A 24,595-nucleotide genomic window follows, 5' to 3' on the forward strand; every position below is an offset into this window, starting at 1 on the left:
CCCGGGAGGGTCGGACGGCTCATTCGCTACGAGGGGCCGCACGTTCGTCCACACCTTCTTCACGACAGCCGTCACGACAGCCGTCACCGCAGCGTCGGGCGGACGACGCGAGCGGTCCCCGTCTCGCAGGTGGTCCTTGCCGCCGCCCGGTGCGTCCGATGTATCCTCGGCGAGGAGCACGAGCACCCGAACCGCACGCCCCACCGGTGGTCTGCCGATCGGTCACGCGACCCGTGATCGCGCCGGGGGGCGCAGCGCCCGGACGGCCCCGCTACCCCACGCCCCAGGAGGACACGTGTCCGACGAGCAGTCCCTGTTCCCGATCGTCATGCGCGGCTACGACCGCGGTCTGGTGGAGAGCCGGATCTCGAGCCTCGAGAAGGCCCTCGACGAGGCTCGGCGCGACGTCGACACCCTCGACGGCCGGGTCCAGCAGCTCAGCTCCGAGCTCGGCGACGCGCAGCGCCAGGTCAAGGAGTCGGACCGCCCGAGCTACTCCGGCCTCGGCTCGCGGATCGAACAGCTGCTCCGCACCGCCGAGGAGCAGTCGTCCGACATCCTCGCGCAGGCCAACCAGCAGGCCGCCGACGTCATGGCGCGCGCCAACCTGGCCGCCGGTCAGATCCGTGGCCGTGCCGACTCGGAGGCCGCCGAGCTGCTCGCCGACGCGCGCCGCGAGTCCGAGGAGGTCCGTTCGTCCGCGGCCGCGGAGGGCGAGACCACGATCGTGAACGCCCAGGCCCGCGCCGAGGAGCTCGTCGGGTCCGCGGAGCGCGAGGCCGCCCGCATCCAGAGCGCCCTCGCCACCGAGACCCAGGACCGCCGCACGACGCTCGAGAACGAGCTCGCGCAGAAGAAGGCGGTCGTGGAGCGCGAGACGACCGAGCTGCGCGTCACCACCGAGAACGACGCCGCGGCGCTGCGCGCCCAGGTCGCGGAGGAGACCGCCGCCCTGCGCGAGGCGGCGGAGCGCGACACCACGGACCTGCGCGAGCGCACCCGGGTCGAGGTCGAGCGCCAGCTCGCCGAGGCGAAGCGTCAGGGCGCCGAGGCCGCCGCTGCCGTCACCACCGAGATGGAGGCGTTGCGCGAGCAGGCGCGGGTCGCGCTCGCGGAGTCCGAGCTCGCCGTCGCGGCACGGCGCGAGGAGGTCGAGCGCGAGGTCACCGAGCGGCACGCCGCGTCGCAGGCCGAGACCCTGGCCCTCGTGTCGGCCGCCGAGGCGCAGGCCGCCGAGGCCGAGGAGCGCGTGTCCACCGCTCTCGAGCAGGCGGAGAAGGTGCGCCGCGACTCCGACGACTACGCCAAGGACCTGCTCGCGACAGCGCGGCAGAACGCCGACCGGATCCTCGCCGACGCCCGCACGTTCGCGGAGCAGACCGTCGCGGACGCCACGCTCGAGGCCGAGCAGCAGCGCCTCGCCGCGACGCGCCAGCTCCAGGACCTGAGCCGGCAGCACGAGTCCGTCACGACGTACCTCGACGAGCTCCGCACGCTCCTCGCGGACCGGGTGGACGTGCCGGCGCGGTCCTCCGCCGGGCTGACCCCGCCGGCGCCGAGCGGGACGCGCGCGCAGCAGGCCCGTGCCGCGGCCACGCAGGTCGACGCGCCGGACGTTCCCCCCGCCCCGGAGGCGGACGACCTGGACGCCACGGTCGAGCTCGACAAGGTCACGCCGCCGCCCGCCCCGCGCGAGGAGAAGTCCCACGCCTGACCCGGACGCCGCCCGGGCGGAACGCGCCGCCCGGGCCGAGGTCGCGGCGCAGCACCAGGCCCGGCTCGACGCGGCGCGCGCCCGTGAGGCGACGGCCGCGCGAGCGCTGCTGCAGCGGTTCGTCACGGCTGCCGTCGCCGGCGGCCCGGAACCCGTGCCGCTGCGCGTGACGGTCGCCGGGCGCTCGCGCAGCTACCGGACGCCCTTGCAGGGCTGGTACGTGCGCAACGACCGGACGATGGCGGTCGGCACGGACGGCGAGCTCTACGTGCTGTCCGGTCCGCGCACGTGGACGGGGACGCTGCGCGGCGTCACCCCGCGTCCCGTCGACGAACCGCCGCTCGTCCTGGGCGCAGGCTCGCGCGACGGCGAGTCGATCGACCTGGACGCCGCGCTGCGCCGCACCCTCGGGCGCGACCTGCCGCCCGAGGGCTGAACGTCCGGCGCTCGCTCACAGGCTCACCGGCGCGCCTCAGCGCGCCGCGGGCGCACGTCAGCGGGTGACGCGTGCGTGCAGCCGGGCGAGGGCGCCGGCGACGTGCTCGGGCTCCTCGACCGCGGCGAGGTGACCGGCGTCCGGCACGAGCACGAGCGCGGCCTCGCTCGCGTCGTGCGACGACTCCACGAGGTGCTCGGCCTGCTCGATCGGGGTGAGCTCGTCCTCGACGCCGACGACCACGCTCACCGGCCCCCCGTACGCCGCGAGCACGGCGGTCCGGTCGGGGCGGGACGCCATGGCCCGCTGTGCCCACGCGACCGCCTCGGGTCGCTGCTCCTCGATCCACGCGCCCACCTCGGCGACCAGGTCGGGTCGCGTCGCCCGGGACGTCTCCCCGAGGAGCGCCTCCCGCATCCCGCGCACCGGCGCCACCGAGCCGGTGCGCTCCGCCTCGTCGGCGATGCGGAGACGGTTGTCCCGCGCCTCGGGGGCGTCCGCGACGCTCTTGGTGTCGACGAGCCCGAGGGCGGCGACCAGCCCCGGGTGGCGCTCGGCGAGCGCCAGCGCGACGTACCCGCCCATCGACATGCCTGCCACGACGGCCCGCTCGACGCCCCGCGCGGCGAGCGCCTCTGCGACCGCGTCGGCGATCCCCTCGATGCTCGGCTCGGACTCGGTGAGGAGCGCGTCGCCGAACCCGGGGGCGTCCGGCGCGACGACCGCCAACCCGTCCGGCAGGAACCGGGCCACCTCGTCCCACATGCGGTGGTCCAGCGGGAAGCCGTGCACCAGGACGAGCGGCAGCCCGTCGCCGGCACGCAGGTCGTGGAGCACCACCTCGGGCGTCTCGCTCGGGCTCATGCGCTTCCTCCTCGGGTGTCGGTCGTGCTCCGGTAGGCGTCGTAGCCGGCCGCGTCCGCCGCGGCGGGGTCGGCGTCGTCCCGTCCCGACGCGTCGGGACGCGCGCCGGGCGACGCGAGCGCGCCGGCGGCCGTCGTCGCGGGCTCCGCGCCGTCCCAGGTGGTCGGCAGCGGCAGGGGGCACGCCGGGTTGGTCACGCGGACGATCTCGTCGAGGACCCGCCGCACCTGCGGCTCCCCCACCCACAGGTGCTTCGCGCCCTCGACCGCGATCACCTGGGCCTGCGGGACGCGCGCGAACCGCTCCCGCGCCGCGTCCGGCCGCAGGTAGTCGTCGTGCTCGGGCACGAGGACGACGAGCGGACGGCCAAACGCTGCCCACGCGTCGAGCTCGGCGTCGGTCGTGCGGTGCAGCGGCGGCGACAGCAGGATCGCGCCCTCGACCGCCGGGTCCGCGCCGTGCTTGAGGGCGAGCTCGGTGCCGAACGACCACCCGACGAGCCAGGGGTGGGGCAGGTCCCGGAACTCGGCGAGCTCGATCGCCGCCGCGACGTCGTAGCGCTCGGCGTCACCGCCGTCGAACGTCCCCTCGCTCGTGCCGCGCGGCGACGACGTGCCCCGCGTGTTGAAGCGCAGGACGGCGAGGTCCGCGAGCGCCGGGAGCCGCCACGCCGCCTTCCGGTACACGTGGGAGTCCATGTACCCGCCGTGCGTGGGCAGCGGGTGCAGGGTCACGAGGGTGGCGACGGGGTCACGGTGGGCCGGGAGCGCGAGCTCGCCGACGAGGGTCAGGCCGTCGGCGGTGTGGAGCTCGACGTCCTCGCGACGTGCGGGCAGGACCGTCAGGGACCGGATCGGAGTGCTCATCGGGTCGAGCCTACGACCTCGCGGAGAGGGGTCAGCGGCGACGGCCGCGCGCCTGCCAGCAGCTCGTGTGCCAGTGCCGGCGGTCGTCCACGGCCGACTCGGCGCCGAACCAGTCGTCGGCACGCCACGTGACGAGGTGCGGGGTGCCGGGCGGGATCGTCTGCCGGCAGCCCGGGCACGTGTACGACTTGTCGCCGGACCGCACGCTCCGGACGTTCCACTCGCCGTCCGGTCCGGACTCGCGGTCCTGGCCGCCGCGGGCGCGCGTCACGTCGAGCGGGCGGTGCTCGGTGCTGTGGCGGCGGGAGCGACGGGACGTGGGCACGTGCCGATCCTCCCACGCACGGGCGCCCCGACGCCGCCGGTGCGCGAGCGAGCCCGACCCGGACAGCCTGCTCACAGCGACTGCCGGTACCCTGGCGCGAGCCACGCGGGGCCGCGCCCCGCCGTCCACCCGAAGGGCATCCCCCGTGAAGAACCGCACCGTGCTGCGCGCGCGCTCCGCCGTCGGCCTCGCCGTCGTCGCCCTCGCCGGCTCGCTGACCCTGGCCGCCTGCTCGAGCGACGACGACTCGACGTCGACGCCGACCTCGTCGTCGAGCGCTACCTCCGCTGCTCCCGCCGCTGCGACGCCGAGCGCCGCCGACGTGGCGGCGGTCGGCAAGATCACGGTCACCGGCGCCGCAGGCAAGAAGCCGACCGTGACGCTCCCGACCACGCCGTTCACCGTGACGGCCACGACTGCACGACGCGTGAGCGACGGCACCGGCGCCGCGCTGAAGGACGGCCAGATCCTCACGATCCGCGAGTCCGTCGTGTCGGGCGCCGACGGCAAGGCAGGCGGCGACAACTACTCCGGCGATCCCGAGACCGTCCAGTACCTCTCGGCGCAGTTCCCTGCGACCCTCACCGCCGCGTTCGACGGCGCCAAGGTCGGCGCTCGCATCGTCGTCGCCAGCCCGTCGACCGGCACCGACGGGACCTCGACCACCACCTACGTCTCGGCGATCGAGGTGACCGGCGCGAAGGACGCCCGGGCGGCCGGCACCGCGGTCACCCCGAAGGCAGGGTTGCCGACCGTGACCCTGGCGAGCGACGGGGAGCCGTCGATCACGATCCCGAAGGGCTACACCGCGCCGAAGTCGCTGGTCGTCCAGACCCTGATCAAGGGCGACGGCCCGAAGGTCACGGCCACCGACACGGTCCTTGCCCAGTACTCCGGGTGGACGTTGGACGGCAAGTCGTTCGACTCCAGCTGGAAGACCGGCACTGCCGTGTCCTTCAGCCTCGCGGGCGGCGTCATCGAGGGATGGACGAAGGGACTCACCGGGCAGACCGTCGGTTCGCAGGTCGAGCTCATCATCCCGGCCGATCTGGCGTACGGCGACAACCCGCCGTCGGGATCTGACATCCCGAAGGGGGCCACGCTGATCTTCGTCGTCGACATCCTCGGGGCGCAGGCCGCCACCAGCTGAGCCACCTCGACGCGAGGGCCGGGTCTCCCAGACGGGCGGCCCGGCCTTCGCGCGTCTCTTCATTTCCACGCGCCTCACCTCGTCGCTGTCGCCCTCCGCAGCGGCCGGCGCGGGACGCGGCTAGCGTGCTGTCATGACGACGAGCGAGGGGGCGGCCGCGCCGTCCGACCCGAAGACCGTCCTTCGCCGGTACCTGCAGGGTGGCCGGGACGCCCTGCTGTGGAAGCTCGAGGGGGCGTCCGAGCAGGACGTGCGACGGCCGCTCACGCCGACGGGGACGAACCTGCTGGGCCTGGTCAAGCACGTGGCGTCGACCGAGGCCGGCTACCTGGGTGAGGTGTTCGGGCGTCCGTTCCCGGAGCCGCTGCCCTGGATGGACGACGACGCCGAGGACAACGCCGACATGTGGGCGACGGCGGACGAGTCGGTGGCCGACGTCGCCGATCTGTACCGGCGCGTGTGGGCGCACTCCGACGCGACGATCGAGGCGCTCGACCTCGAAGCCGCCGGGCACGTGCCCTGGTGGGACACCGACGACGTGACCCTGCACCGGGTGCTCGTGCACGTGATCGCCGAGACGCACCGGCACGCGGGGCACGCCGACATCGTGCGCGAGCTGGTCGACGGGGCGGTGGGCCTCCGCGACGGTGTGTCGAACCTGCCCGACCACGACGCCACGTGGTGGGCGTCGTACCGGGCACGCCTGGAGTCTGTCGCGGAGGCGGTGGGCCGTGGCGGCGACGGCAAGGACGCCCGGGAGATCCTCACCTGGGACCTGTTCGGCCGGGCGGCCCGCGAGCTCGCAGAGCAGGTCGTGGCGAGCGGCTGGCTGCCCGACGTGGTGGTGGCCGTCGCGCGCGGCGGGCTCGTCCCCGGGGGTGCGGTGGCGTACGCGCTCGGGTCGAAGGGCGTCGGCACGCTCAACGTCGAGTTCTACACCGACATCGGCCAGACCCTCGCCGACCCGCGCGTGCTGCCGCCGTTCATGGACACGGGCGACATGGGCGGTCAACGGGCGCTCGTCGTGGACGACGTCGCCGACTCGGGCCGCACCCTCGACCTCGTGCTGAAGATGCTGACGGGCCACGGCGCGGAGGTGCGCTCTGCGGTCCTGTACACGAAGCCGCGGTCGATCGTGCGGCCCGACTACTCGTGGCGCGACACGGACCGCTGGATCACGTTCCCGTGGTCGGCCGAGCCCCCGGTCGAGGGTGCGGGCGACGCCGTGGGCTGACCGATGCGCTGCACTGCTGCCGCTGTGTCGATCCTCCTTCTCGATGTCTGGACGAGAACCACGCCGTCCGCTGTGGGCGAGGTCGCTGCTCGGACTCGGGTGTGACACTCAGGAAGCTCCAACAGATCCTGAGTCACCCCGACGGGAGCCGGGCCCTCCGCCGTCGCCACGATCCCGTCGTGGTCGAGTACGACCTACTTCCGGTGGCGATTCTTGCGCGACAGTCGACCCGCGCCCACGGGCCGAGGTAGAGCGCGAGCTCATCGATCGAGATCTCGGACGAGCTCGTGCCGACGGGAAAAGCTGCGAAGACGGCCCCCTCGGAGCATCTCGCCGCGCCGGTCGGCGATCTCGCAGATGGCGCCCGCAGCCTCGAGCCCGGCAAGGCGCGCCAGGTCGATGGCCGCCTCGGTGTGGCCCGGCCTCGCGCGCACACCGCCGGGATCGGCGATCAGCGGGAACAGGTGGCCGGGCCGCACGAGGTCGTCGGCGACCGCCCTCGGCGCCAGAGGACGTTGATCGTGGCTGCGCGGTCGGCGGCCGAGTGGTGATCCGGCGGGTGGCGTCGACCGAGGCCGTGAATGCCATCCCTCAGCGACTCCTCGTTCGTCACGACGATCGGTGGCAGGTCGAGGAGCTCACGGACCGCCGGTTCGACCGCGTCGACCAACGAGCCCTTCGCAGGACGCTCGTACTTCGGCGGCCCGCCCGTGCAAGGTCAACGCTGGTCAGACTCGTGCTCGAAGTGGCCGGCGCTGATCTTGAGACGGGCGCGTCGCAGTGCGCGCTCGGACGTTGCGGGCGCGTCCTCATCGATCTTGGCCTTCTCGACAGCGATCTCCTTGACGAGGTCGCGCCAAGCCTGCGGGTCGGGCTCGAAGACCGTCGACAAGTCGAGGCGTACCGCCGCGCGCGCCCTCACTCGAAGCGCTCCAAGCCGCCGTGCAACGTTGAGATGGCGCTGCTCAGCATCTTTTGGCTTGAGGAACGTCAACAGGCCGGACGCGATTGCGGCGACCAGCGCCGCGATGCCGGTGACGGTGGGCGCACTCTTGGCGACGACCGTCGCAGCCGCGACGCTGGCAGCGATTGTTGACCCGAGGCCCAGCCACAGGTTGACGCGGGCATGGTTCTCGGCGTGGGCGAAGTGGACCTTCTCGGTCCAGAGCATGTCCTCGACCAGGTCTTCCAGCTCACGTTTGACTGTGTCGCGATACCCGTCGATGTCACCGTCCTGCATTGGTATGTACTACTCCTCTGGTCGTCGCGCGCCGCGGCCTCAAGGTGGCCGCAGCGTCATGAAAATGGCGGGGGGACTAGCGTCGAGTCCTTGGTAGCTCGACGGCCCCGCGTTCGGACGTTCTGCGCGCACCGTAGGAGTGCAGAACCCGAGACTGGGATTCGTCGTCCAGGCGATCCTGTCCGTCACCCCACCAGCGGTTAGTTGCGCGCCACAGTTCGTAATAGACGAGCCACTCGAGCGCCCAGGGCACAACGGTGTCGACGAAGAGCATGCCGGGGCGGAAGTCGCCGAACTCTGAGACGCAGAGACTTCCGTCGTCGTAGACGTGTGGCAGCAGCCCGTCGGAGTTCGGGACGAGCTGCGGCGATTCGACGCGCATTGTCGGGGTTCGAGCTGGCTCGGCTTCGAGGCGAAGGGTGTACTCCTCACTGGCGGGTACCGGTCGCACCCGCGCCGTCCAGACGAGACGACCGGGTGTGAGCTGAACTGTGCCTTGCGGGCATGCCCGGTTCAGGCAGAGCGCCTGGAGCGCGAAGTTGACGTCAGTGCGATGACGGGCCGCCTGCAAAGCCGTGTCTCCTCACCGGACGAGATTCAGTGACGACCGGCCCTTGCGACGCGGCTCCGAGGACGCCACCGGTATGCATCCGGAGGGCACCGTCGTGGCGTGCCGCGCCCAACTCGTCAGCCAGGCCGCGGCTGGCGCCACGCGCGAACCGACTCCCAAAGGCTGCCTCCAGCATGGGGATAGCGTGCTGAAGCCCCGACTTCACCTCGAAACCGGCGAACGCCTTCTCGGCAGCCCGGAGCCACTCGAAGAACAGAGCAGCACGCTGCGGTTCGGTCGCCCACGCGTCAGTGAAATTTTCGTCCAGCTGGGCAGGGTTCTGGAGGACCCACACGCCGTCGACCACGTCCAAGTACGAACCCATCTCGGTGGTCACCTGGCGCAAGGCGCCGTACAAGTCGGTTCCACCGGCGTACGCGAGCGCGGCGAGGGTCGTGATGACGATCGACGCCGGCCGGTCATCTAACCGGTCGGCGAAGTACACGTCACGGTGCCGCTTGAGCGCCTGCACGACCCTCTGGAGCACCGTGCGTCGACGCCATTGGGGGACGGCCTGGATATCGAGACGCTTCGCCTCGGCACGGTGCGCGAACTCTGCGACCCGGGACCGTCCGGCGAACCACGCGGCGTACCCACTCGGGTTCGACGCAAGCCACATTCGCACGTCTCGGTCGGGAATGAGGAGATCGTGAGACTCCGGGTTCGGGATCGCGGGGAGGACGTCCATGTGCATCTCCGGCCAAGTCAAGGTCCAGCAGCGCGAACTCTCACCGACGTCCGGGTAGTTGCTGGCAGCGCTGTTCGCGTAGGTGCGGACCGCGTCACCGACTTCGCGCTTGAGCTCCTCCTGCGAGATCGAGCCTCGGATGACGTCCCGCACCGCGACAATGTCGATGTCGATCTCATCGTTCCGGCTGACGTTGCGAACGACTGTCCCGAGCTTGAAGGAACCCTGCGAGAACACAGCGTTGCTGCCGTGCGTCGCCGCCCAACGTTCGTCGAGAAATGTTGCCAGCTCTTCGTAGCGCTGCACGGCGAGGTCGTGCTCCGCTTGCGTGATGTCGAGTTCTGCGAGGCCTTCGCCGAGCAACTGGTCGAGCCCGCCGAGCGCCGGCCGATCGAGGTCGCGTTCGCGGTCGAAGATCCCGAACGCCGTACTTGCGGTGGTGGACACTTGCGTCTCCGTTCTGGGTGGAAGAGACCACCCACTGAGGGAGACACGGCGCGCAGCCGGGGTGCTCACGCACAGATTTCTGTGCCATGATGCTGCCAAGTTCGCCAGAACTTTCGGCAACGCGTCGCGTCTTCGGATGTAGTTGTCACAGCGGGTCGGGTGTTGGAGCACCCGGCCCGCTTCTCGTTCCCGGCATCGAATGCCGACGGTACAATTGTTCGATCCCATTCTGGCACTCGCGCCCCGAGAGTGCCAGCGTCGAACGACACTTCTGTGATTTACGTCGCTGCCGCCACCGCCGAGAGGTCGAACGAGTCGCGCCGCAGCCCTCGATCGGCGCCGGTTGCGACCCGCGTGTAGGTGCTCCGGCTGCCGATGGTTCGGTCCTAGTTGTCACGTCGTGCTCGACGCCTGCTCGACTTGTTTCGCGCCGCGTGACGCACGGGCCCTGCCTTGCCGTCGTTCGGCGCCTGGCAAGACACATCAGACCCGACGGCAGCGGACGCTCGAGCGCCAATGTCCGTTGACCGTGTCGTTTGGAGATCCAGCGTTCGCTGGCAATCTCCAGACAACACTGTCGACTCCCGATCGCGGGCGTCATCGACCCGCTGACCGGCGCTTCGTGCCTCAGAACTCCCAGTCCTCGTCCTCCGTCGCGACGGCCTTGCCGATGACATAGGACGAACCCGAGCCGGAGAAGAAGTCGTGGTTCTCGTCGGCGTTGGGGCTGAGCGCGGACAGGATCGCGGGGTTGACGTCGGTCTCGTCCTTGGGGAACAGCGCCTCGTAGCCCAGGTTCATGAGGGCCTTGTTGGCGTTGTAGCGCAGGAACTTCTTGACGTCCTCGGTGAGGCCGACGCCGTCGTAGAGGTCGGCCGTGTACTGGACCTCGTTCTCGTAGAGCTCGAACAGCAGCTCGTACGTGTACGCCTTGAGCTCGTCGCGCTCGGCGGCGCTGACCAGCTCGAGGCCCTTCTGGTACTTGTAGCCGATGTAGTACCCGTGCACGGCCTCGTCGCGGATGATGAGGCGAATGAGGTCGGCCGTGTTGGTGAGCTTCGCGCGGGACGACCAGTGCATGGGCAGGTAGAAGCCCGAGTAGAACAGGAACGACTCCAGCAGGGTCGACGCGACCTTGCGCTTGAGCGGCGAGTCACCGTGGTAGTACTCGAGGACGATCTCGGCCTTGCGCTGCAGGTTGGGGTTCTCCTCCGACCACCGGAACGCCTCGTCGATCTCCTGCGTCGAGATGAGCGTCGAGAAGATCGACGAGTACGACTTCGCGTGCACCGACTCCATGAACGCGATGTTCGTGTACACGGCCTCCTCGTGCGGCGTCAGCGCGTCCGGGATGAGGCTCACCGCACCGACGGTGCCCTGGATGGTGTCGAGCAGCGTGAGTCCCGTGAAGACGCGCGTGGTGAGCTGCTGCTCCTCGGGCGTGAGCGTGTGCCAGCTCTGGATGTCGTTCGACACCGGCACCTTCTCCGGCAGCCAGAAGTTCCCGGTCAGGCGCTCCCAGACCTCGAGGTCCTTGTCGTCCTGCAGCCGGTTCCAGTTGATCGCGCTGACGCGATCGATGAGCTTGAGCTTCCCCGTGGGTGACATGTCGTTCTCTCCTACCCCGACGACGAGTCGAAGTGCGCTGTGGTGCCCGGCAGACGGCTGCGTGGGCCCGGATGGATGTCCTTGTCGCGAGGCTGGCGGGGGCTGGCGGGAGGCCGTGAGGGACGAACGGCCGGATGGTGACTCGCGACAAGGACATCCATCCGGGACCGCCCGACCCTACGACGTCACAGCATGCAGCTGACGCAGCCGTCCACCTCGGTCCCCTCCAGCGCGAGCTGTCGGACCCGGATGTAGTACAGCGTCTTGATGCCCTTCTTCCACGCGTAGATCTGCGCGCGGTTCACGTCGCGGGTGGTCGCGGTGTCCTTGAAGAACAGCGTGAGCGACAGCCCCTGGTCGACGTGCTGCGTCGCGGCAGCGTACGTGTCGATGATCTTCTCGTAGCCGATCTCGTACGCGTCCTCGTAGTACTCGAGGTTGTCGTTCGTGAGGTACGGCGCCGGGTAGTAGACGCGCCCGATCTTGCCTTCCTTGCGGATCTCGATCTTCGACGGCACCGGGTGGATGGACGACGTCGAGTTGTTGATGTACGAGATCGACCCGGTGGGCGGCACGGCCTGCAGGTTCTGGTTGTACAGCCCGTGCTCCTGGACGGACGCCTTGAGCTCGCGCCAGTCGTCCTGCGTGGGGATGTGCACGCCGGCGTCGGCGAACAGCGCGCGGACGCGGTCGGTCGCCGGCTCCCAGGTCTGCTCGGTGTACTTGTCGAAGTACTCGCCGCTCGCGTAGGACGACTTCTCGAAGTTGTAGTACTTCTGCCCGCGCTCGACGGCGAGGCGGTTGGACGCCCGCACCGCGTGGAAAGCGACCGTGTAGAAGTAGATGTTCGTGAAGTCGACGCCCTCGTCGGAGCCGTAGTGGATGCGCTCGCGGGCGAGGTAGCCGTGCAGGTTCATCTGGCCGAGGCCGATGGCGTGCCCGAGGTCGTTGGCGCGGCGCACGGACGGCACCGAGTCGATGGCGGTCTGGTCGGCGACGGCCGTGAGGGCGCGGATCGCGGTCTCGACGGTCTGCGCGAGGTCGGGCGAGTCCATCGTCTTGGCGATGTTGAGCGAGCCGAGGTTGCACGAGATGTCGCGACCGATGTGCGAGTACGACAGGTCGTCGTTGAACGTCGACGGCGTCGAGACCTGCAGGATCTCCGAGCACAGGTTCGAGTGCGTGACCTTGCCCTCGTTGGGGTTGGCCCGGTTCACCGTGTCCTCGAACATGATGTAGGGGTAGCCCGACTCGAACTGCAGCTCGGCGAGCGTCTGGAAGAACTGGCGCGCGTTGATCTTGGTCTTCTTGATGCGCGCGTCGTCGACCATCTCGTAGTACTTCTCCGTGACGGAGATGTCGGCGAACGGCTTGCCGTAGATGCGCTCGACGTCGTACGGCGAGAAGAGGTACATGTCCTCGTTCTTGCGGGCGAGCTCGAACGTGATGTCGGGGATCACGACGCCCAGCGACAGCGTCTTGATGCGGATCTTCTCGTCGGCGTTCTCGCGCTTGGTGTCGAGGAACCGCATGATGTCGGGGTGGTGCGCCTGCAGGTACACCGCGCCCGCACCCTGGCGGGCGCCGAGCTGGTTGGCGTACGAGAAGGAGTCCTCGAGGAGCTTCATCACGGGGATGACGCCCGACGACTGGTTCTCGATCTTCTTGATGGGCGCGCCGTGCTCACGGACGTTGCTGAGCAGGAGGGCCACACCGCCGCCACGCTTGGAGAGCTGCAGCGCGGAATTAATTCCGCGTGCAATCGACTCCATATTGTCTTCAATTCTCAGGAGAAAGCACGAGACTGGCTCGCCGCGCTGCTTCTTGCCCGCGTTGAGGAATGTCGGCGTCGCGGGCTGGAACCGCCCGGAGATGACCTCCTCGACGATCTCGATCGCGAGCGTCTCGTCGCCGGCGGCGAGGCTGAGGGCGACCATGCACACGCGGTCCTCGAACCGCTCGAGGTAGCGCTTGCCGTCGAACGTCTTGAGCGTGTAGCTCGTGTAGTACTTGAACGCGCCGAGGAACGTGTCGAACCGGAACTTCTTCGAGTACGCGAGCTCGAACAGCCGCTTGACGAAGTCGCGCGAGTACCGGTCGAGCACCTCGCCCTCGTAGTAGTCGTGCTCCACGAGGTAGTCGAGCTTCTCGTCGAGGTTGTGGAAGAACACCGTGTTCTGGTTCACGTGCTGCAGGAAGTACTGCCGCGCGGCCTGCCGGTCACGGTCGAACTGGATGTTCCCGTCCGCGTCGTACAGGTTCAGCATCGCGTTGAGCGCGTGGTAGTCGAGCTCCACGCCGCCGGGGACCGCGACCTCGCCGGGCGCGGTCGCGATGCTCACGCCGGGATCTGCTGCTGTCGTTGCCAAAATCGTCCCAATCCGTCGCGGACGCGTGTGACGTCCTCGGCTGTTCCCAGGAGTTCGAAGGCGTACAGGTACGGGACCTGGCACTTCGCGGAGATGATGTCGCCGGCGACGCAGTACGCCTCGCCGAAGTTGGTGTTGCCCGCCGCGATGACGCCGCGGACGAGCGACCGGTTGTGCGGGTCGTTGAGGAACCTCACGACCTGACGCGGGACCGCGCCGCCCTCGTTGCCGCCGCCGTAGGTGGGCACCATGAGCACGTACGGCTCGTCGACGGTGAGGAAGCCGTCCGTGGGCCGGGTCGGGATCCGGTGCACCCCCATGCCCCGAGCCTCGAGACCGAGCCGCTGCACGAAGCGGTGCGTGTTCTCCGAGACGCTCGAGAAGTACACGAGGTCACCCATGGCCGTGCCTCCTGCAGACGGGCTGGTGGGTTCGCGGCGTCAGCCGCTGGTGCCCGTCCGGGCCGGTGCGCCGGCACCGGCCCGGACGGGAGTCTCAGGCCCCGACGGGGGCGATCTTCGCGGCGAGCGCGCTGATCTGGTCGGGGCGGAAGCCCGACCAGTGCGTCTCGTCCGTGACCACCACGGGGGCCTGCATGTGACCGAGACCACGCACCAGCTCCAGCGCCTCGGCGTCCTGGCTGATGTCGACGACCGTGTACTCGAGGCCCTTCTTGTCCAGGGCCCGGTAGGTCGCCTCGCACTGCACGCACGCCGGCTTGCTGTAGACGGTGATGCTCATCTCGTCAGTCCCCTCTGGTGACTCGCCGTTCGACGGCTGCTCTTCGTGTCTTCACGCGGTGACCGGGCGCCCTGGTGGGTCGCTGCCCCGCTGCCCCGCTCCACGAAGGAGGGAGGTGGAAGGCGGGAGGCCCTCTGACCAGGCACGACACCGGTGAAAGTACATCCGTGTCATTCGATCGAGGCGACAGGTGCCCCTCGATGAGAAAACACTACACCTGGGGTCCGACAGGCGCGCACCCACTACATGTCGTGGTCGGAGTTCACCCATGTCACGCTCCAGGACAGCTCGGCGCCGCCTCTCGGCGCCTCCGGGACGGCTCTCGGGACAGCGTCTCACCCGCCTCCGACACACCCGCATCCACCGGTCGGACGGCCGGAATCCGCCGTTCCGATCGCTCGCGCACAGGCTGTGGAAACCACTCGTCCACAGCCTGTGCGCGCGTCCTCCAGGCCCGCGCGCACCACCCGCCGTGCCGCTTTGCGGCATGTCGTGAGACCACCAAAACGCCCCGAAACGACGCCGCCCGAAAACCCGAAAGAGATCGAGCCCCCGGCGTGTCGCGCCGCCCGGCGTGTCGCGCGGGCACGCGTGTCCCCGCCCGTGCAGGTCCGACCCGGGCGACGGCTCAGCCCGCGACGCGCTCCCCGCCACGGAGCACGGAGACCACCTGCAGGTCGGCGTCCGTCACGACGACGTCCGCGCGCCGCCCGGCCTCCAGCGCACCGACGTCGGTCCGCCCCAGCACGCCCGCCGGCGTCAGCGAGGCGGCACGGACGGCGTCGGCGAGCGGAACGCCCGCGATGACCGTGTGCCGCACGACGTCGAGCAGGTGCGCGGTCCCGCCGGCGATCGCCCCGCCCCCGGGGTTCGCCGCGTCGGCGAGACGCGCCACGCCGTCCGCGACCACGACGGCCATCGGGCCGAGCTGGTACGAGCCGTCCGGCATCCCGGCCGCCGCCATCGCATCCGTGACCAGCATGATCGCGTCGGCGCCGACGAGGTCGAAGACCGTCTTGACGACGCCCGGGTCGAGGTGCGTGCCGTCGCCCACGAGCTCGACGACGAGCTCGCCGCGAGCCGCCGCGTCGAGGCAGCCGGCGATCGGTCCGGGGTCACGGTGGTGCAGCGGGCGCATCCCGTTGAACAGGTGCGTCGCGGTGAGCCGTCCGCTGCGAGCGTCCTCCCCCGCCCGGGCGAGTGCGGCGGTACCGGCCTCGACGGCCGAGCGCACGGCGTCCCAGTGCGCGTCCGTGTGCCCGATCGAAGGGATCGCACCGACCTCGACGAGCGTGTCGATCACGCCACCCGGTTCCTGGACGCCCGCAACCTCGGGGGCGACCGTCATCGTCACGAGGTGCCCGCGCGCCGCCTCGGCGATCGCGCGCACCAGCTCCGGGTCGCCGGCGAGCATGTCGGACGGGTTCTGGGCGCCGCAGCGCACCTCGGACAGGAACGGGCCCTCGAGGTGGATCCCGGCGACCTCCCCCGCGTCGGCGAGGTCCGCGAGAAGCCCCACGCGCCGCAGCAGGACGTCCCGCGGGGCGGTCACGAGCGACGCCACGATGCTCGTGGTGCCGTGCCGACGGTGCTCGTGGACCGCGAGCAGGGCCGTCTCGGCATCGTCGGCGTCGGGGAAGCTCGCGCCGCCGCCACCGTGGTCGTGGACGTCGACCAGGCCCGGCAGGAGGGTCGTCCCCGCGACCGGGAGATCGGCCGCAGCCAGGGCGTCGGCGAACCCGGCGTCCGACGCGTCGTCCGCCGCACCGACCCACGCCAGCGTGCCGCCGTCGACGACCACCAGGCCGTCCTCGATCACCTCCCGCGGCAGGACCACGCGGCCACGCAGGCCGAAGGGGGCGGACGGGGACGGAGCAGCGTCGGCGGTGTGCGTCATGGGCCCATCCTCCCGCACTCGGCAGGAGTCCTCACATTTCGATCCGGCCGTGCGGCGAGGCGCTGATCAGAAGAGGCGGGAGTCCACGTCGTCGACGCCGCGCATCGCGTCGTAGTCGAGCACGAGGCACGCGATGCCGCGGTCTGTCGCGAGGACACGCGCCTGGGGCTTGATCTCCTGCGCGGCGAACACCCCGCGCACCGGGCGCAGCAGCGGGTCGCGGTTGAGCAGGTCGAGGTAGCGCGTGAGCTGCTCGACGCCGTCGATGTCACCACGACGTTTGATCTCGACGGCGACCGACGCTCCCACCGCGTCGCGCGCCAGGATGTCGACCGGGCCGATCGCCGTCGGGTACTCGCGACGCACCAGCGAGTGCCCGTCGCCGAGCAGCTCGATCTGCGCCGCCAGCATCTCCTGCAGGTGTGCCTCGACACCGTCCTTGACGAGGCCGGGGTCGACGCCCAGCTCGTGCGCCGAGTCGTGGTGCACGGCGTGGATCTCGATCTCGAGGCGGTCGTCCGACTTGTGGTGCTGGACGGTCCACACCTGCGTCACACCGGTCGACGCCTGCTCGGGCGACGGCTCGAGCGTCAGCAGGGTGCAGGGCGGGCTCATCCAGTTCAGCGGCTTGTACGAGCCGCCGTCGGAGTGCAGCAGCACGCTCCCGTCGGCCTTCACCACGATGAGGCGGGTGGCGAACGGAAGGTGAGCGGTCAGGCGCCCGCTGTAGCGGGCGGAGCAGTCGGCGACCACGAGGCGCACGGTCGGGATCCTCCAGAGATGCAGGTCTGGCGATGAAGGTCTCGCGACGGAGGTCGAGAGGGAAAGCTCTGGACGACCGGCCTAGACGACGACGCCGAAGCGCGTCGGAGGGGCGGCCTCGAGCCACGACGTGAGGCCGGCGTACGCGCCCGCGGACATCGTCAGCTCGAAGGCGGTGCCGTCGTGCTCGCAGCGCACGACGTAGAGGTCGGGGCGCGACCCGGCGTCGAGCGCGACCCGGCCGAGCACGACCAGGGAGTCACGCCGCCACGTGCGCTTCGCACGGGGCACGAGCGACCAGCAGCGCCACCAGTCGACCCGCTCGCTCCGGAACTGCGCGAAGCCCAGCGAGACGTGCGCGCCGTGCCGCGTCCGGGTGCGGTACCCGCACTCGAAGGTGCCCGTGCGCGCCGCGAGGCTCCGCAGACGGAAAGCCCCCAGCCCGAGCACCACCAGGGCTGCGACCAGCAGCACCAGCAGTACCCAGACCAGGGGCATTCCGTTCTCCGTCCAGCTCGCTCCGGCCGAGGCCGGGTGGTGCCTCAGTGTCGAGCAGATCCCGCAGGACCCGCTGCCGCGACGTCCCGGACGACGACGCCGTCCACGACCGCGGTCACGGTGTTCGAGTCGACGGAGATGAAGCCACCGTCCACGTCGGCCTCCACCGAACCGCCCTCGGCGAGGCGGATGCGGATGGTGCCGGGCTTGAGCACCGAGAGCAGCGGCGTGTGCCCGGCCATCACGCCGACCTCACCGTCCGCCGCGGGGGCGACGACGAGGCGCGCCTTGCCGGACCACACGGTCCGGTCCGCCGCCACGAGGTCCACGTCGAGTTCTGCCACAGCTCGTTCCTTTGCTAGATCCTGGTCCGATCAGGAAGCAGGCGTCAGACGCCGTACTCCTTCTGGATGCGAGCCCAGTTGCGCTCGAGGTCCTCGAGGCCACCGATGTTGAAGAACGCCTGCTCGGCCATGTGGTCGAACTCGCCCTCCGCGATCTTCTTGAAGGCCTCGACGGTCTCCGAGAGCGGCACGGTCGAGCCGGCCACACCGGTGAACTGCGTCGCCATGTACGTGTTCTGCGAGAGGAACTGCTGGATGCGACGCGCACGCGCGACGGTCGTCTTGTCCTCTTCGGAGAGCTCGTCGACACCGAGGATCGCGATGATGTCCTGGAGCTCCTTGTTGCGCTGCAGGATCTGCTTGACCTGCGTCGCGACCTCGTAGTGCTCCTTGCCCACGTAGCGCGGGTCGAGGATGCGGCTGGTCGACGACAGCGGGTCCACCGCGGGGTACAGACCGCGCGACGCGATCTCACGGGAGAGCTCGGTCGTCGCGTCGAGGTGCGCGAACGTCGTGGCCGGCGCCGGGTCGGTGTAGTCGTCCGCGGGCACGTAGATGGCCTGCAGCGACGTGATCGAGTGACCGCGCGTCGAGGTGATGCGCTCCTGGAGCACACCCATCTCGTCGGCGAGGTTCGGCTGGTAGCCCACCGCGGACGGCATGCGGCCGAGCAGCGTCGACACCTCGGAGCCCGCCTGCGTGAAGCGGAAGATGTTGTCGATGAAGAGCAGCACGTCCTGCGACTGCACGTCACGGAAGTACTCCGCCATGGTGAGCGCCGACAGGGCGACCCGCAGACGCGTGCCCGGCGGCTCGTCCATCTGGCCGAACACGAGGGCCGTCTGGGCGATGACGCCCGACTCCGTCATCTCGTCGATGAGGTCGTTGCCCTCACGGGTGCGCTCGCCGACGCCCGCGAACACCGACACACCGTTGTGGTTGTTGGCGACGCGGTAGATCATCTCCTGGATGAGGACGGTCTTGCCGACGCCCGCACCACCGAAGAGGCCGATCTTCCCACCCTGGACGTACGGGGTGAGCAGGTCGATGACCTTGATGCCGGTCTCGAACATCGTGGTCTTCGACTCGAGCTGGTCGAAGGCCGGGGGCTTGCGGTGGATCGGCCAGCGCTCGGTGATCTCGATCTTCTCGTCCGGCGTGGCGTTGAGGATCTCACCGGTCACGTCGAAGACGTGGCCCTTGGTGACGTCGCCGACGGGCACCGAGATCGGCGCACCGGTGTCGGTGACGATCGCACCGCGGACGAGGCCGTCCGTCGGCTTGAGCGCGATCGCACGCACCAGCGAGTCACCGAGGTGCTGGGCGACCTCGAGCTTCAGGGTGAAGGCCTTCTCGCCCTCGCCCTGCGACGTCAGGTCGATCTCGACCGTCAGCGCGTTGTAGATGTCGGGGATGGCGTCGACGGGGAACTCGATGTCGACGACGGGGCCGATGACGCGGGCGACGCGACCCCGGGCGGGGCCGTTCGCGTCCTGGGCCACGGTCTCCACGGTGGTGGCGGTCATTTCTGGCCTCGCTTCACTGTGCCTGGGGTCCGGGGGTAGGAGCCCCGGGCGGGAACGATGGTCTGACGGTGGTGCTGCAAGAGGGTGCTCATCGGCGTGTCACGAGGCAGCGAGCGCATCGGCACCCGACACGATCTCGCTGATCTCCTGGGTGATGTCCGCCTGACGGGCCTGGTTCGCGAGCCGCGTGTACGTGCGGATCAGGTCCTCGGCGTTCTCGGTGGCCGTGTGCATGGCCCGCTGCCGCGCGGCGAGCTCGGAGGCAGCCGACTGCAGGAGGCAGTTGTAGATCCGCGTGCGGACGTAGCGCGGGAGCAGTGCGTCGAGCACCGCGTCCGCGGACGGCGCGAAGTCGTACACGGGGAGGATCTCGCCCTCCTCGGCGGGGACGACGTCCTCGACGACCTCGAGCGGGAGCAGCCGGATCACGCGGGGGTTCTGCGTGACCATGTTGACGAACTGCGTGTACACCACGTGCAGCTCGGCGACACCGCCCTGGTCGGCCGGGGCGCGGAACGCCTCGAGCAGGGTCGTGGCGATCGCCTCGGCCTGCTCGGTCGTCGGCGCGTCCGAGCCGCCGGTCCACTGCGCGGCGACGTCGCGCCCACGGAAGGCGAAGTACGACACCGCACGGCGGCCCGACACGTAGAACCGGACGCTCTTGCCCTGCGACTCGAGGTGCGTCGCGAGGCGCTCGGCCTCACGGATGACCGACGCGGAGTACGCACCGGCCATGCCGCGGTCGGCCGCGACCACGAGGATCGCGACCTCGTTCGTATCGTCGCGCTCGGTCGTCAACGGGTGCCGGACGCTGGCGTGCGTCGCGACTGCCGAGACGGCCCGCGTGATGGCTCGCGTGTAGGGCGTGGAGTCCGTGACGCGGTCGCGAGCCTTCCCGATGCGCGAGGCAGCGATGAGCTCCATCGCGCGGAAGATCTTCTTCAGCGACTGCGTCGACTTGATCCGCGCCTTGTAGACGCGCTGGGAACCGGCCATGGAATCAGGCCTTCTTCTGCCGGACGATCTGCTCCTGCTGGACCTCGACCGTCTCCTCGTCGTCGCCGCCGACGAGCGGCGTGCCGTCACCCTTGAGGAAGCCCTCGCGGAACGCGTCGACCGCGTCGGCCAGCTTCTCCTCCGTCGCGCTCTCGAGCTTGCCCGACTCACCGATCGTGCTCAGCACGTCGGAGTTGCGGCGCAGGTGGTCGAGGAGCTCGGACTCGAAGCGCCGCACGTCCTCGAGCGGGACGTCGTCGAGCTTGCCCTTGGTGCCGGCCCAGATGGACGCGACCTGGTCCTCGACCGGGTACGGCGAGTACTGGCCCTGCTTGAGCAGCTCGGTGAGGCGGGCACCCCGGGTCAGCTGGGCGCGGGACGCGGCGTCCAGGTCGGACGCGAACATCGCGAACGCCTCGAGCGAGCGGTACTGGGCGAGGTCGATCTTCAGCGTGCCGGAGACCGCCTTCATCGCCTTGACCTGAGCCGAGCCACCGACGCGGGACACCGAGATGCCGACGTCGACGGCGGGCCGCTGGTCCGCGTTGAAGAGGTCCGACTGGAGGAAGATCTGGCCGTCGGTGATCGAGATGACGTTGGTCGGGATGTACGCCGACACGTCGTTCGCCTTGGTCTCGATGATCGGCAGACCGGTCATCGAGCCCGCGCCCAGCTCGTCCGAGAGCTTGGCACAACGCTCGAGCAGACGGGAGTGCAGGTAGAACACGTCTCCCGGGTACGCCTCACGGCCCGGCGGGCGGCGCAGGAGGAGCGACACGGCGCGGTAGGCCTCGGCCTGCTTCGACAGGTCGTCGAAGATGATCAGGACGTGCTTGCCCTCGTACATCCAGTGCTGGCCGATCGCGGAGCCGGTGTACGGCGCGAGGTACTTGAAGCCGGCCGGGTCGGAGGCCGGAGCCGCGACGATCGTCGTGTACTCGAGCGCTCCGGCGTCCTCGAGGGCGCCACGCACGGAGGCGATGGTCGAACCCTTCTGGCCGATCGCGACGTAGATGCAGCGGACCTGCTTGTCCGGGTCGCCCGAGTCCCAGTTGGCCTTCTGGTTGATGATCGTGTCGATCGCGATGGCCGTCTTGCCGGTCTGGCGGTCGCCGATGATGAGCTGACGCTGGCCGCGACCGATCGGGATCATCGCGTCGATCGCCTTGAGGCCGGTCTGCAGCGGCTCGTGCACCGACTTGCGCTGCATGACGCCGGGCGCCTGCAGCTCGAGGGCGCGGCGGCCGACCGTCTCGATCTCACCGAGGCCGTCGATCGGCGTACCGAGCGGGTCGACGACTCGACCCAGGTAGCCGTCGCCGACCGCGACCGAGAGGACCTCTCCGGTGCGGCGGACCTCCTGGCCCTCCTCGATCCCGGTGAACTCGCCGAGGACGACGACACCGATCTCGCGGACGTCGAGGTTCAGCGCGAGGCCGAGCGTGCCGTCCTCGAAGCGGAGGAGCTCGTTCGCCATCGCGCCGGGCAGGCCCTCGACCTGCGCGATGCCGTCGGCGGCGAGGGTCACGCGACCGACCTCTTCGGCCACCGCGTTGTCGGGCTCGTAGGACTTCACGAAGCTGTCCAGCGCGGCGCGGATCTCGTCCGGCCGGATCGTCAGCTCAGCCATGGGGTCTCTCCTGTCGTCACCGCACAGGGTGTGCGGTCGAGATTCTGGGTGGTCGCCGACCGAGGCAGTCGGTGGCGTCCGTCGGGTCGGTGTCAGCCGGCGAGCCGTCGGCGCGCGTCGCCGAGCCTCGCGAGCATGGTGGCGTCGATGACGTCGGCACCGACCTGGATGCGCAGACCGCCGACGACGGCCGGGTCGACGGTCACGTTGAGCTGGACCGGGCGTCCGTACGCGCTCTCCAGGAGAGCGCCGAGACGCTCGCGCTGGGCCGCGGACAGCTCGACGGCGCTCGTGACCGACGCGACCAGCCGCTGCCGCAGCGCGGCCGCGACGTCGGCGTAGGACAGCAGGTTCGGCACGAAGCGCCGTACGCGCAGGTTGGTCGTGGCGCGGTGCGCGAGGAACAGCGTGACCTCGTCCACCTTGCCCGCGAACAGGTCCTCCACGAGCGCGTTGCGCGCCTCGACGGGCGCGCCGTCGTCGGACAGCGCGATCCGCGTCGCCCGCTCGGTGGTGAGCAGGCGTGTGATGCGGAACAGCTCGTCCTCGACGGTCACGAGCGCGTCGCGCGCGGCGGCACCCGACAGGACGCTGGTGAGCGCGAGACGCTCGACCGCGTGGCCGAGGTCGGCCTCCTTGGCCCAGCGCCGCTGCACGAGGTCGCGCACCACGTCCACGACACGTGCGTCGAACGCCCCGAGCAGGCCCGCTGCGAGGTCCGCCTTGACGGCCCCCGGCAGGGTCGGGTCGCTCAGCGTCCGACGCAGGCCGGCCGACGAGCCGAGGGCGTCCGTGACGGCGAACAGCTGTTCGCCGAGCTGGATGCCTTCGGTCCCGGCCGCACGCAGCACGGGCTCGTAGACCGACTGCGTCTCGGCGAGGGAGGCGCCGGACTCGCCGCGCATCGCACCGTCCGCCATCACGCGTCCTTGCCTGCTGTGCCGCTCGTGAGAGCGGCACCGGTCGTGCCCTGCGCCTCGAGCTCGTCGAGGAAGCGGTCCACGACACGGCTCTGACGGGCCGAGTCCTCGAGCGACTCGCCGACGATCTTGGAGGCGAGCTCGGTCGCGAGCGCGCCGACGTCCTGACGCAGCGACACGGAGGCCGCCTGACGCTCGGCCTCGATCTGGCGCTGCGCCGACTCGACGATGCGGTCCGCGTCGGCCGAGGCCTTGCGACGCAGGTCCTCGACGATGGCGCCACCCTCGGCGCGCGCCTCCTCGCGGATGTGCGCGGCCTCGGTGCGGGCCTCCTGGAGCTGGCGGCTGTACTCCTCGAGCGCAGCCTTCGCCTCCTCCTGGGACTTCTCGGCCTTGGCGAGGCCGCCCTCGATCTTCTCGGCACGCTCGTCGAGGATCGCCTGGAACTTCGGCATCACGTACTTGATGAAGAAGAAGCCCAGGATCACGACGATGACGAGCGACCAGACGATGTCGTACGACTCGGGGAGCAGCGGGTTGGGCTCTGACTCCTCGGCCGTGACCGCCCCGCCGAGGGCCGTGGCGAGCGTGAGGCCCGTCATCACTTCAAGAAGAACGGCGTGACGATACCGAGGAGCGCGAGCACCTCGATGAAGGCCAGACCGATGAACATGGTGGTGCGGAGCTGGCCGGACATCTCCGGCTGGCGCGCCATGCCCTCGATCGTCTTACCGAAGAGGATGCCGAGGCCGACACCCGGGCCGATGGCCGCAAGGCCGTAGCCGACGGTCGAGAGGCTACCGGTGACTTCGGCGAGAATCGTCGTGTCCACTGGGATGGTTCCTTTCATCAGCGCGCCCCTCGGCGCGAGGATCGTGTGCGGCGGTCCGATGTCCGGTCCGACGCGGTCGGTCGAAGGCTCAGTGCTCCTCGGCCGACGACATCTGGATGTACAGGGCAGTGAGGATCGCGAAGACGTACGCCTGCAGCGCCGCCACGAAGATCTCAAGAAGGAAGAACGCGAAGCCACCGGCGAAGGTCACGACGCCGAAGACCTTGAGGCCGCCCTCCGCGGAGAACAGCAGGTACTGCGTGCCGGCGAAGCACAGAGCGAGCAGGAGGTGCCCGGCCATCATGTTCGCCAGGAGCCGGATCATCAGCGTCGCGGGACGGATGATCACGAGCTGGAGGAACTCGATCGGCGTGAGGAGCAGGTACAGGCCCTTGGGGACGCCGGCCGGCAGGAGGTTCACCTTGAGGAACTTGCCGAGGCCGAGCTTCTTGATCCCCGCGCCGAAGTACATGACGTACGCCCACAGCGCGAAGATCAGCGGAAGACCGATGACCGACGTGCCGGCGATGTTGAGGAACGGGATGACGCCCGTGATGTTGAAGAAGAAGACCGAGCAGAAGATCGCGGTGATCAGCGGGACGTACTTCTTGCCGTCCTTCTCGCCCAGCGTGTCGTAGGTGATCGAGTAACGACAGAAGTCGAGGATCCACTCGATCGCGGCCTGGAACCGGCCGGGGACGAGGGTGGCGCGCTTCGCTGCGATACCGAAGACGAGCAAGAGCGCGATCAGCGCGACGAACCGGACCAGAGTGATGCGGTTGATCTCGAACCACGTTCCGTCGAACCAGATGGCCGGCGGGAAGAAGTCGTCAATGCTCGGGGCATGGAAGCCGTCACTCTCCGCGGCGAGGATAGGCGTCGTCGCAAGGAAGGTCAC

At 70.0% G+C, this 24,595-nt stretch carries 26 protein-coding genes and 1 pseudogene; 5 read left to right on the forward strand and 22 right to left on the reverse strand.

The genetic code is table 11. The annotated features are described in order from the left end of the window. The first annotated feature begins 295 nt into the window (after positions 1–295). On the forward strand, positions 296–1,714 hold the full coding sequence (locus CLV34_RS15980) for a coiled-coil domain-containing protein (protein WP_100351308.1): 1,419 nt from the start codon (positions 296–298) through the stop codon (positions 1,712–1,714). A 154-nt stretch (positions 1,715–1,868) separates the two neighbouring features. Beyond that, a complete protein-coding gene (locus CLV34_RS15985; protein WP_211289504.1) occupies positions 1,869–2,150 on the forward strand; it encodes a hypothetical protein in 282 nt (93 codons plus the stop codon). Positions 2,151–2,207: 57 nt separating this feature from the next. On the opposite strand, the gene CLV34_RS15990 is transcribed toward CLV34_RS15985, so the two are convergent. From CLV34_RS15990 to CLV34_RS16000, 3 genes are read right to left on the reverse strand one after another with little or no spacing between them, the layout of a single operon-like run. Then, positions 2,208–3,014, reverse strand: coding sequence for an alpha/beta fold hydrolase (locus CLV34_RS15990; protein ID WP_100351309.1), 807 nt, complete (start codon positions 3,012–3,014; stop codon positions 2,208–2,210). Continuing rightward, positions 3,011–3,880, reverse strand: a complete 870-nt coding sequence (locus tag CLV34_RS15995) for an alpha/beta hydrolase (RefSeq protein ID WP_245859309.1) — start codon at positions 3,878–3,880, stop codon at positions 3,011–3,013. Before CLV34_RS15995 ends, CLV34_RS15990 begins: the two co-directional genes overlap by 4 nt. Positions 3,881–3,911: 31 nt before the next feature. Next, entirely contained in the window at positions 3,912–4,205 is a 294-nt protein-coding gene (locus CLV34_RS16000) for a hypothetical protein (RefSeq protein WP_100351310.1), read from the reverse strand. A gap of 145 nt (positions 4,206–4,350) precedes the next feature. Here CLV34_RS16000 and CLV34_RS16005 point away from each other — a divergent pair, with 145 nt between their 5' ends. The 3 genes and pseudogenes from CLV34_RS16005 to CLV34_RS17145 all read left to right on the forward strand — a co-directional run bounded on the left by CLV34_RS16005 (position 4,351) and on the right by CLV34_RS17145 (position 6,589). Next, positions 4,351–5,355 (forward strand): FKBP-type peptidyl-prolyl cis-trans isomerase, encoded by a 1,005-nt coding sequence (locus CLV34_RS16005; protein ID WP_245859310.1) that lies wholly within the window; start codon positions 4,351–4,353, stop codon positions 5,353–5,355. 133 nt (positions 5,356–5,488) lie between these two features. Beyond that, positions 5,489–5,971 (forward strand): annotated as a pseudogene (locus CLV34_RS17140) (DinB family protein); the annotation flags it as partial. A gap of 108 nt (positions 5,972–6,079) precedes the next feature. Continuing rightward, positions 6,080–6,589, forward strand: a complete 510-nt coding sequence (locus CLV34_RS17145; protein WP_157803889.1) for a phosphoribosyltransferase — start codon at positions 6,080–6,082, stop codon at positions 6,587–6,589. A 260-nt stretch (positions 6,590–6,849) separates the two neighbouring features. Here CLV34_RS17145 and CLV34_RS17295 read toward each other — a convergent pair whose 3' ends face one another. From CLV34_RS17295 to atpB, 19 genes are all read right to left on the reverse strand, one after another. Further along, entirely contained in the window at positions 6,850–7,098 is a 249-nt protein-coding gene (locus CLV34_RS17295) for a 3,4-dihydroxy-2-butanone-4-phosphate synthase (RefSeq protein ID WP_157803890.1), read from the reverse strand. A 209-nt stretch (positions 7,099–7,307) separates the two neighbouring features. After that, a complete protein-coding gene (locus CLV34_RS16020; protein WP_100351312.1) occupies positions 7,308–7,829 on the reverse strand; it encodes an SLATT domain-containing protein in 522 nt (173 codons plus the stop codon). A gap of 76 nt (positions 7,830–7,905) precedes the next feature. Then, positions 7,906–8,400 (reverse strand): type II CBASS E2 protein, encoded by a 495-nt coding sequence (locus CLV34_RS17370; RefSeq protein WP_483869220.1) that lies wholly within the window; start codon positions 8,398–8,400, stop codon positions 7,906–7,908. Continuing rightward, positions 8,375–9,574: a nucleotidyltransferase domain-containing protein gene (locus CLV34_RS16030; protein ID WP_100351314.1), complete on the reverse strand. Its 1,200-nt coding sequence runs from the start codon at positions 9,572–9,574 to the stop codon at positions 8,375–8,377. Before CLV34_RS16030 ends, CLV34_RS17370 begins: the two co-directional genes overlap by 26 nt. A gap of 627 nt (positions 9,575–10,201) precedes the next feature. Further along, positions 10,202–11,182, reverse strand: a complete 981-nt coding sequence (gene nrdF / locus CLV34_RS16035; RefSeq protein ID WP_100351315.1) for a class 1b ribonucleoside-diphosphate reductase subunit beta — start codon at positions 11,180–11,182, stop codon at positions 10,202–10,204. A 185-nt stretch (positions 11,183–11,367) separates the two neighbouring features. Beyond that, entirely contained in the window at positions 11,368–13,524 is a 2,157-nt protein-coding gene (gene nrdE / locus CLV34_RS16040) for a class 1b ribonucleoside-diphosphate reductase subunit alpha (RefSeq protein ID WP_281255214.1), read from the reverse strand. Continuing rightward, positions 13,521–13,952, reverse strand: a complete 432-nt coding sequence (gene nrdI, locus CLV34_RS16045) for a class Ib ribonucleoside-diphosphate reductase assembly flavoprotein NrdI (protein ID WP_100351316.1) — start codon at positions 13,950–13,952, stop codon at positions 13,521–13,523. Before nrdI ends, nrdE begins: the two co-directional genes overlap by 4 nt. 94 nt (positions 13,953–14,046) lie before the next feature. Then, complete coding sequence (nrdH, locus tag CLV34_RS16050) at positions 14,047–14,292, reverse strand: glutaredoxin-like protein NrdH (protein WP_100351317.1); 246 nt, start codon at positions 14,290–14,292, stop codon at positions 14,047–14,049. Between the two features lie 628 nt (positions 14,293–14,920). Beyond that, positions 14,921–16,189, reverse strand: a complete 1,269-nt coding sequence (locus CLV34_RS16055; protein WP_100351318.1) for an N-acetylglucosamine-6-phosphate deacetylase — start codon at positions 16,187–16,189, stop codon at positions 14,921–14,923. Positions 16,190–16,255: 66 nt separating this feature from the next. Continuing rightward, the gene (nucS, locus tag CLV34_RS16060) at positions 16,256–16,951 is read right to left on the reverse strand and encodes an endonuclease NucS (protein ID WP_100351319.1); all 696 of its coding nucleotides are present in this window, start codon (positions 16,949–16,951) and stop codon (positions 16,256–16,258) included. A gap of 81 nt (positions 16,952–17,032) precedes the next feature. Beyond that, entirely contained in the window at positions 17,033–17,449 is a 417-nt protein-coding gene (locus tag CLV34_RS16065; RefSeq protein WP_100351320.1) for a DUF2550 domain-containing protein, read from the reverse strand. Between the two features lie 44 nt (positions 17,450–17,493). Further along, positions 17,494–17,793, reverse strand: coding sequence for a F0F1 ATP synthase subunit epsilon (locus CLV34_RS16070; protein WP_100351321.1), 300 nt, complete (start codon positions 17,791–17,793; stop codon positions 17,494–17,496). 44 nt (positions 17,794–17,837) lie between these two features. After that, on the reverse strand, positions 17,838–19,319 hold the full coding sequence (gene atpD, locus CLV34_RS16075; RefSeq protein ID WP_100351322.1) for a F0F1 ATP synthase subunit beta: 1,482 nt from the start codon (positions 19,317–19,319) through the stop codon (positions 17,838–17,840). Positions 19,320–19,418: 99 nt separating this feature from the next. Then, a complete protein-coding gene (locus tag CLV34_RS16080) occupies positions 19,419–20,315 on the reverse strand; it encodes a F0F1 ATP synthase subunit gamma (protein ID WP_100351323.1) in 897 nt (298 codons plus the stop codon). Positions 20,316–20,319: 4 nt separating this feature from the next. Next, on the reverse strand, positions 20,320–21,945 hold the full coding sequence (gene atpA, locus CLV34_RS16085) for a F0F1 ATP synthase subunit alpha (RefSeq protein WP_100351324.1): 1,626 nt from the start codon (positions 21,943–21,945) through the stop codon (positions 20,320–20,322). A 92-nt stretch (positions 21,946–22,037) separates the two neighbouring features. Beyond that, positions 22,038–22,865: a F0F1 ATP synthase subunit delta gene (locus CLV34_RS16090; RefSeq protein WP_245859311.1), complete on the reverse strand. Its 828-nt coding sequence runs from the start codon at positions 22,863–22,865 to the stop codon at positions 22,038–22,040. After that, positions 22,865–23,467 (reverse strand): F0F1 ATP synthase subunit B, encoded by a 603-nt coding sequence (locus CLV34_RS16095; RefSeq protein WP_100351325.1) that lies wholly within the window; start codon positions 23,465–23,467, stop codon positions 22,865–22,867. The genes CLV34_RS16090 and CLV34_RS16095 overlap by 1 nt, the downstream gene beginning before the upstream one ends. After that, positions 23,467–23,715 (reverse strand): ATP synthase F0 subunit C, encoded by a 249-nt coding sequence (atpE, locus tag CLV34_RS16100; protein ID WP_100351326.1) that lies wholly within the window; start codon positions 23,713–23,715, stop codon positions 23,467–23,469. The genes CLV34_RS16095 and atpE overlap by 1 nt, the downstream gene beginning before the upstream one ends. Positions 23,716–23,785: 70 nt before the next feature. Beyond that, positions 23,786–24,595, reverse strand: coding sequence for a F0F1 ATP synthase subunit A (gene atpB / locus CLV34_RS16105; RefSeq protein WP_170044724.1), 810 nt, complete (start codon positions 24,593–24,595; stop codon positions 23,786–23,788).

Source organism: Luteimicrobium subarcticum, assembly GCF_002798015.1.
Taxonomy (GTDB): Bacteria; Actinomycetota; Actinomycetes; order Actinomycetales; family Cellulomonadaceae; genus Luteimicrobium; species Luteimicrobium subarcticum.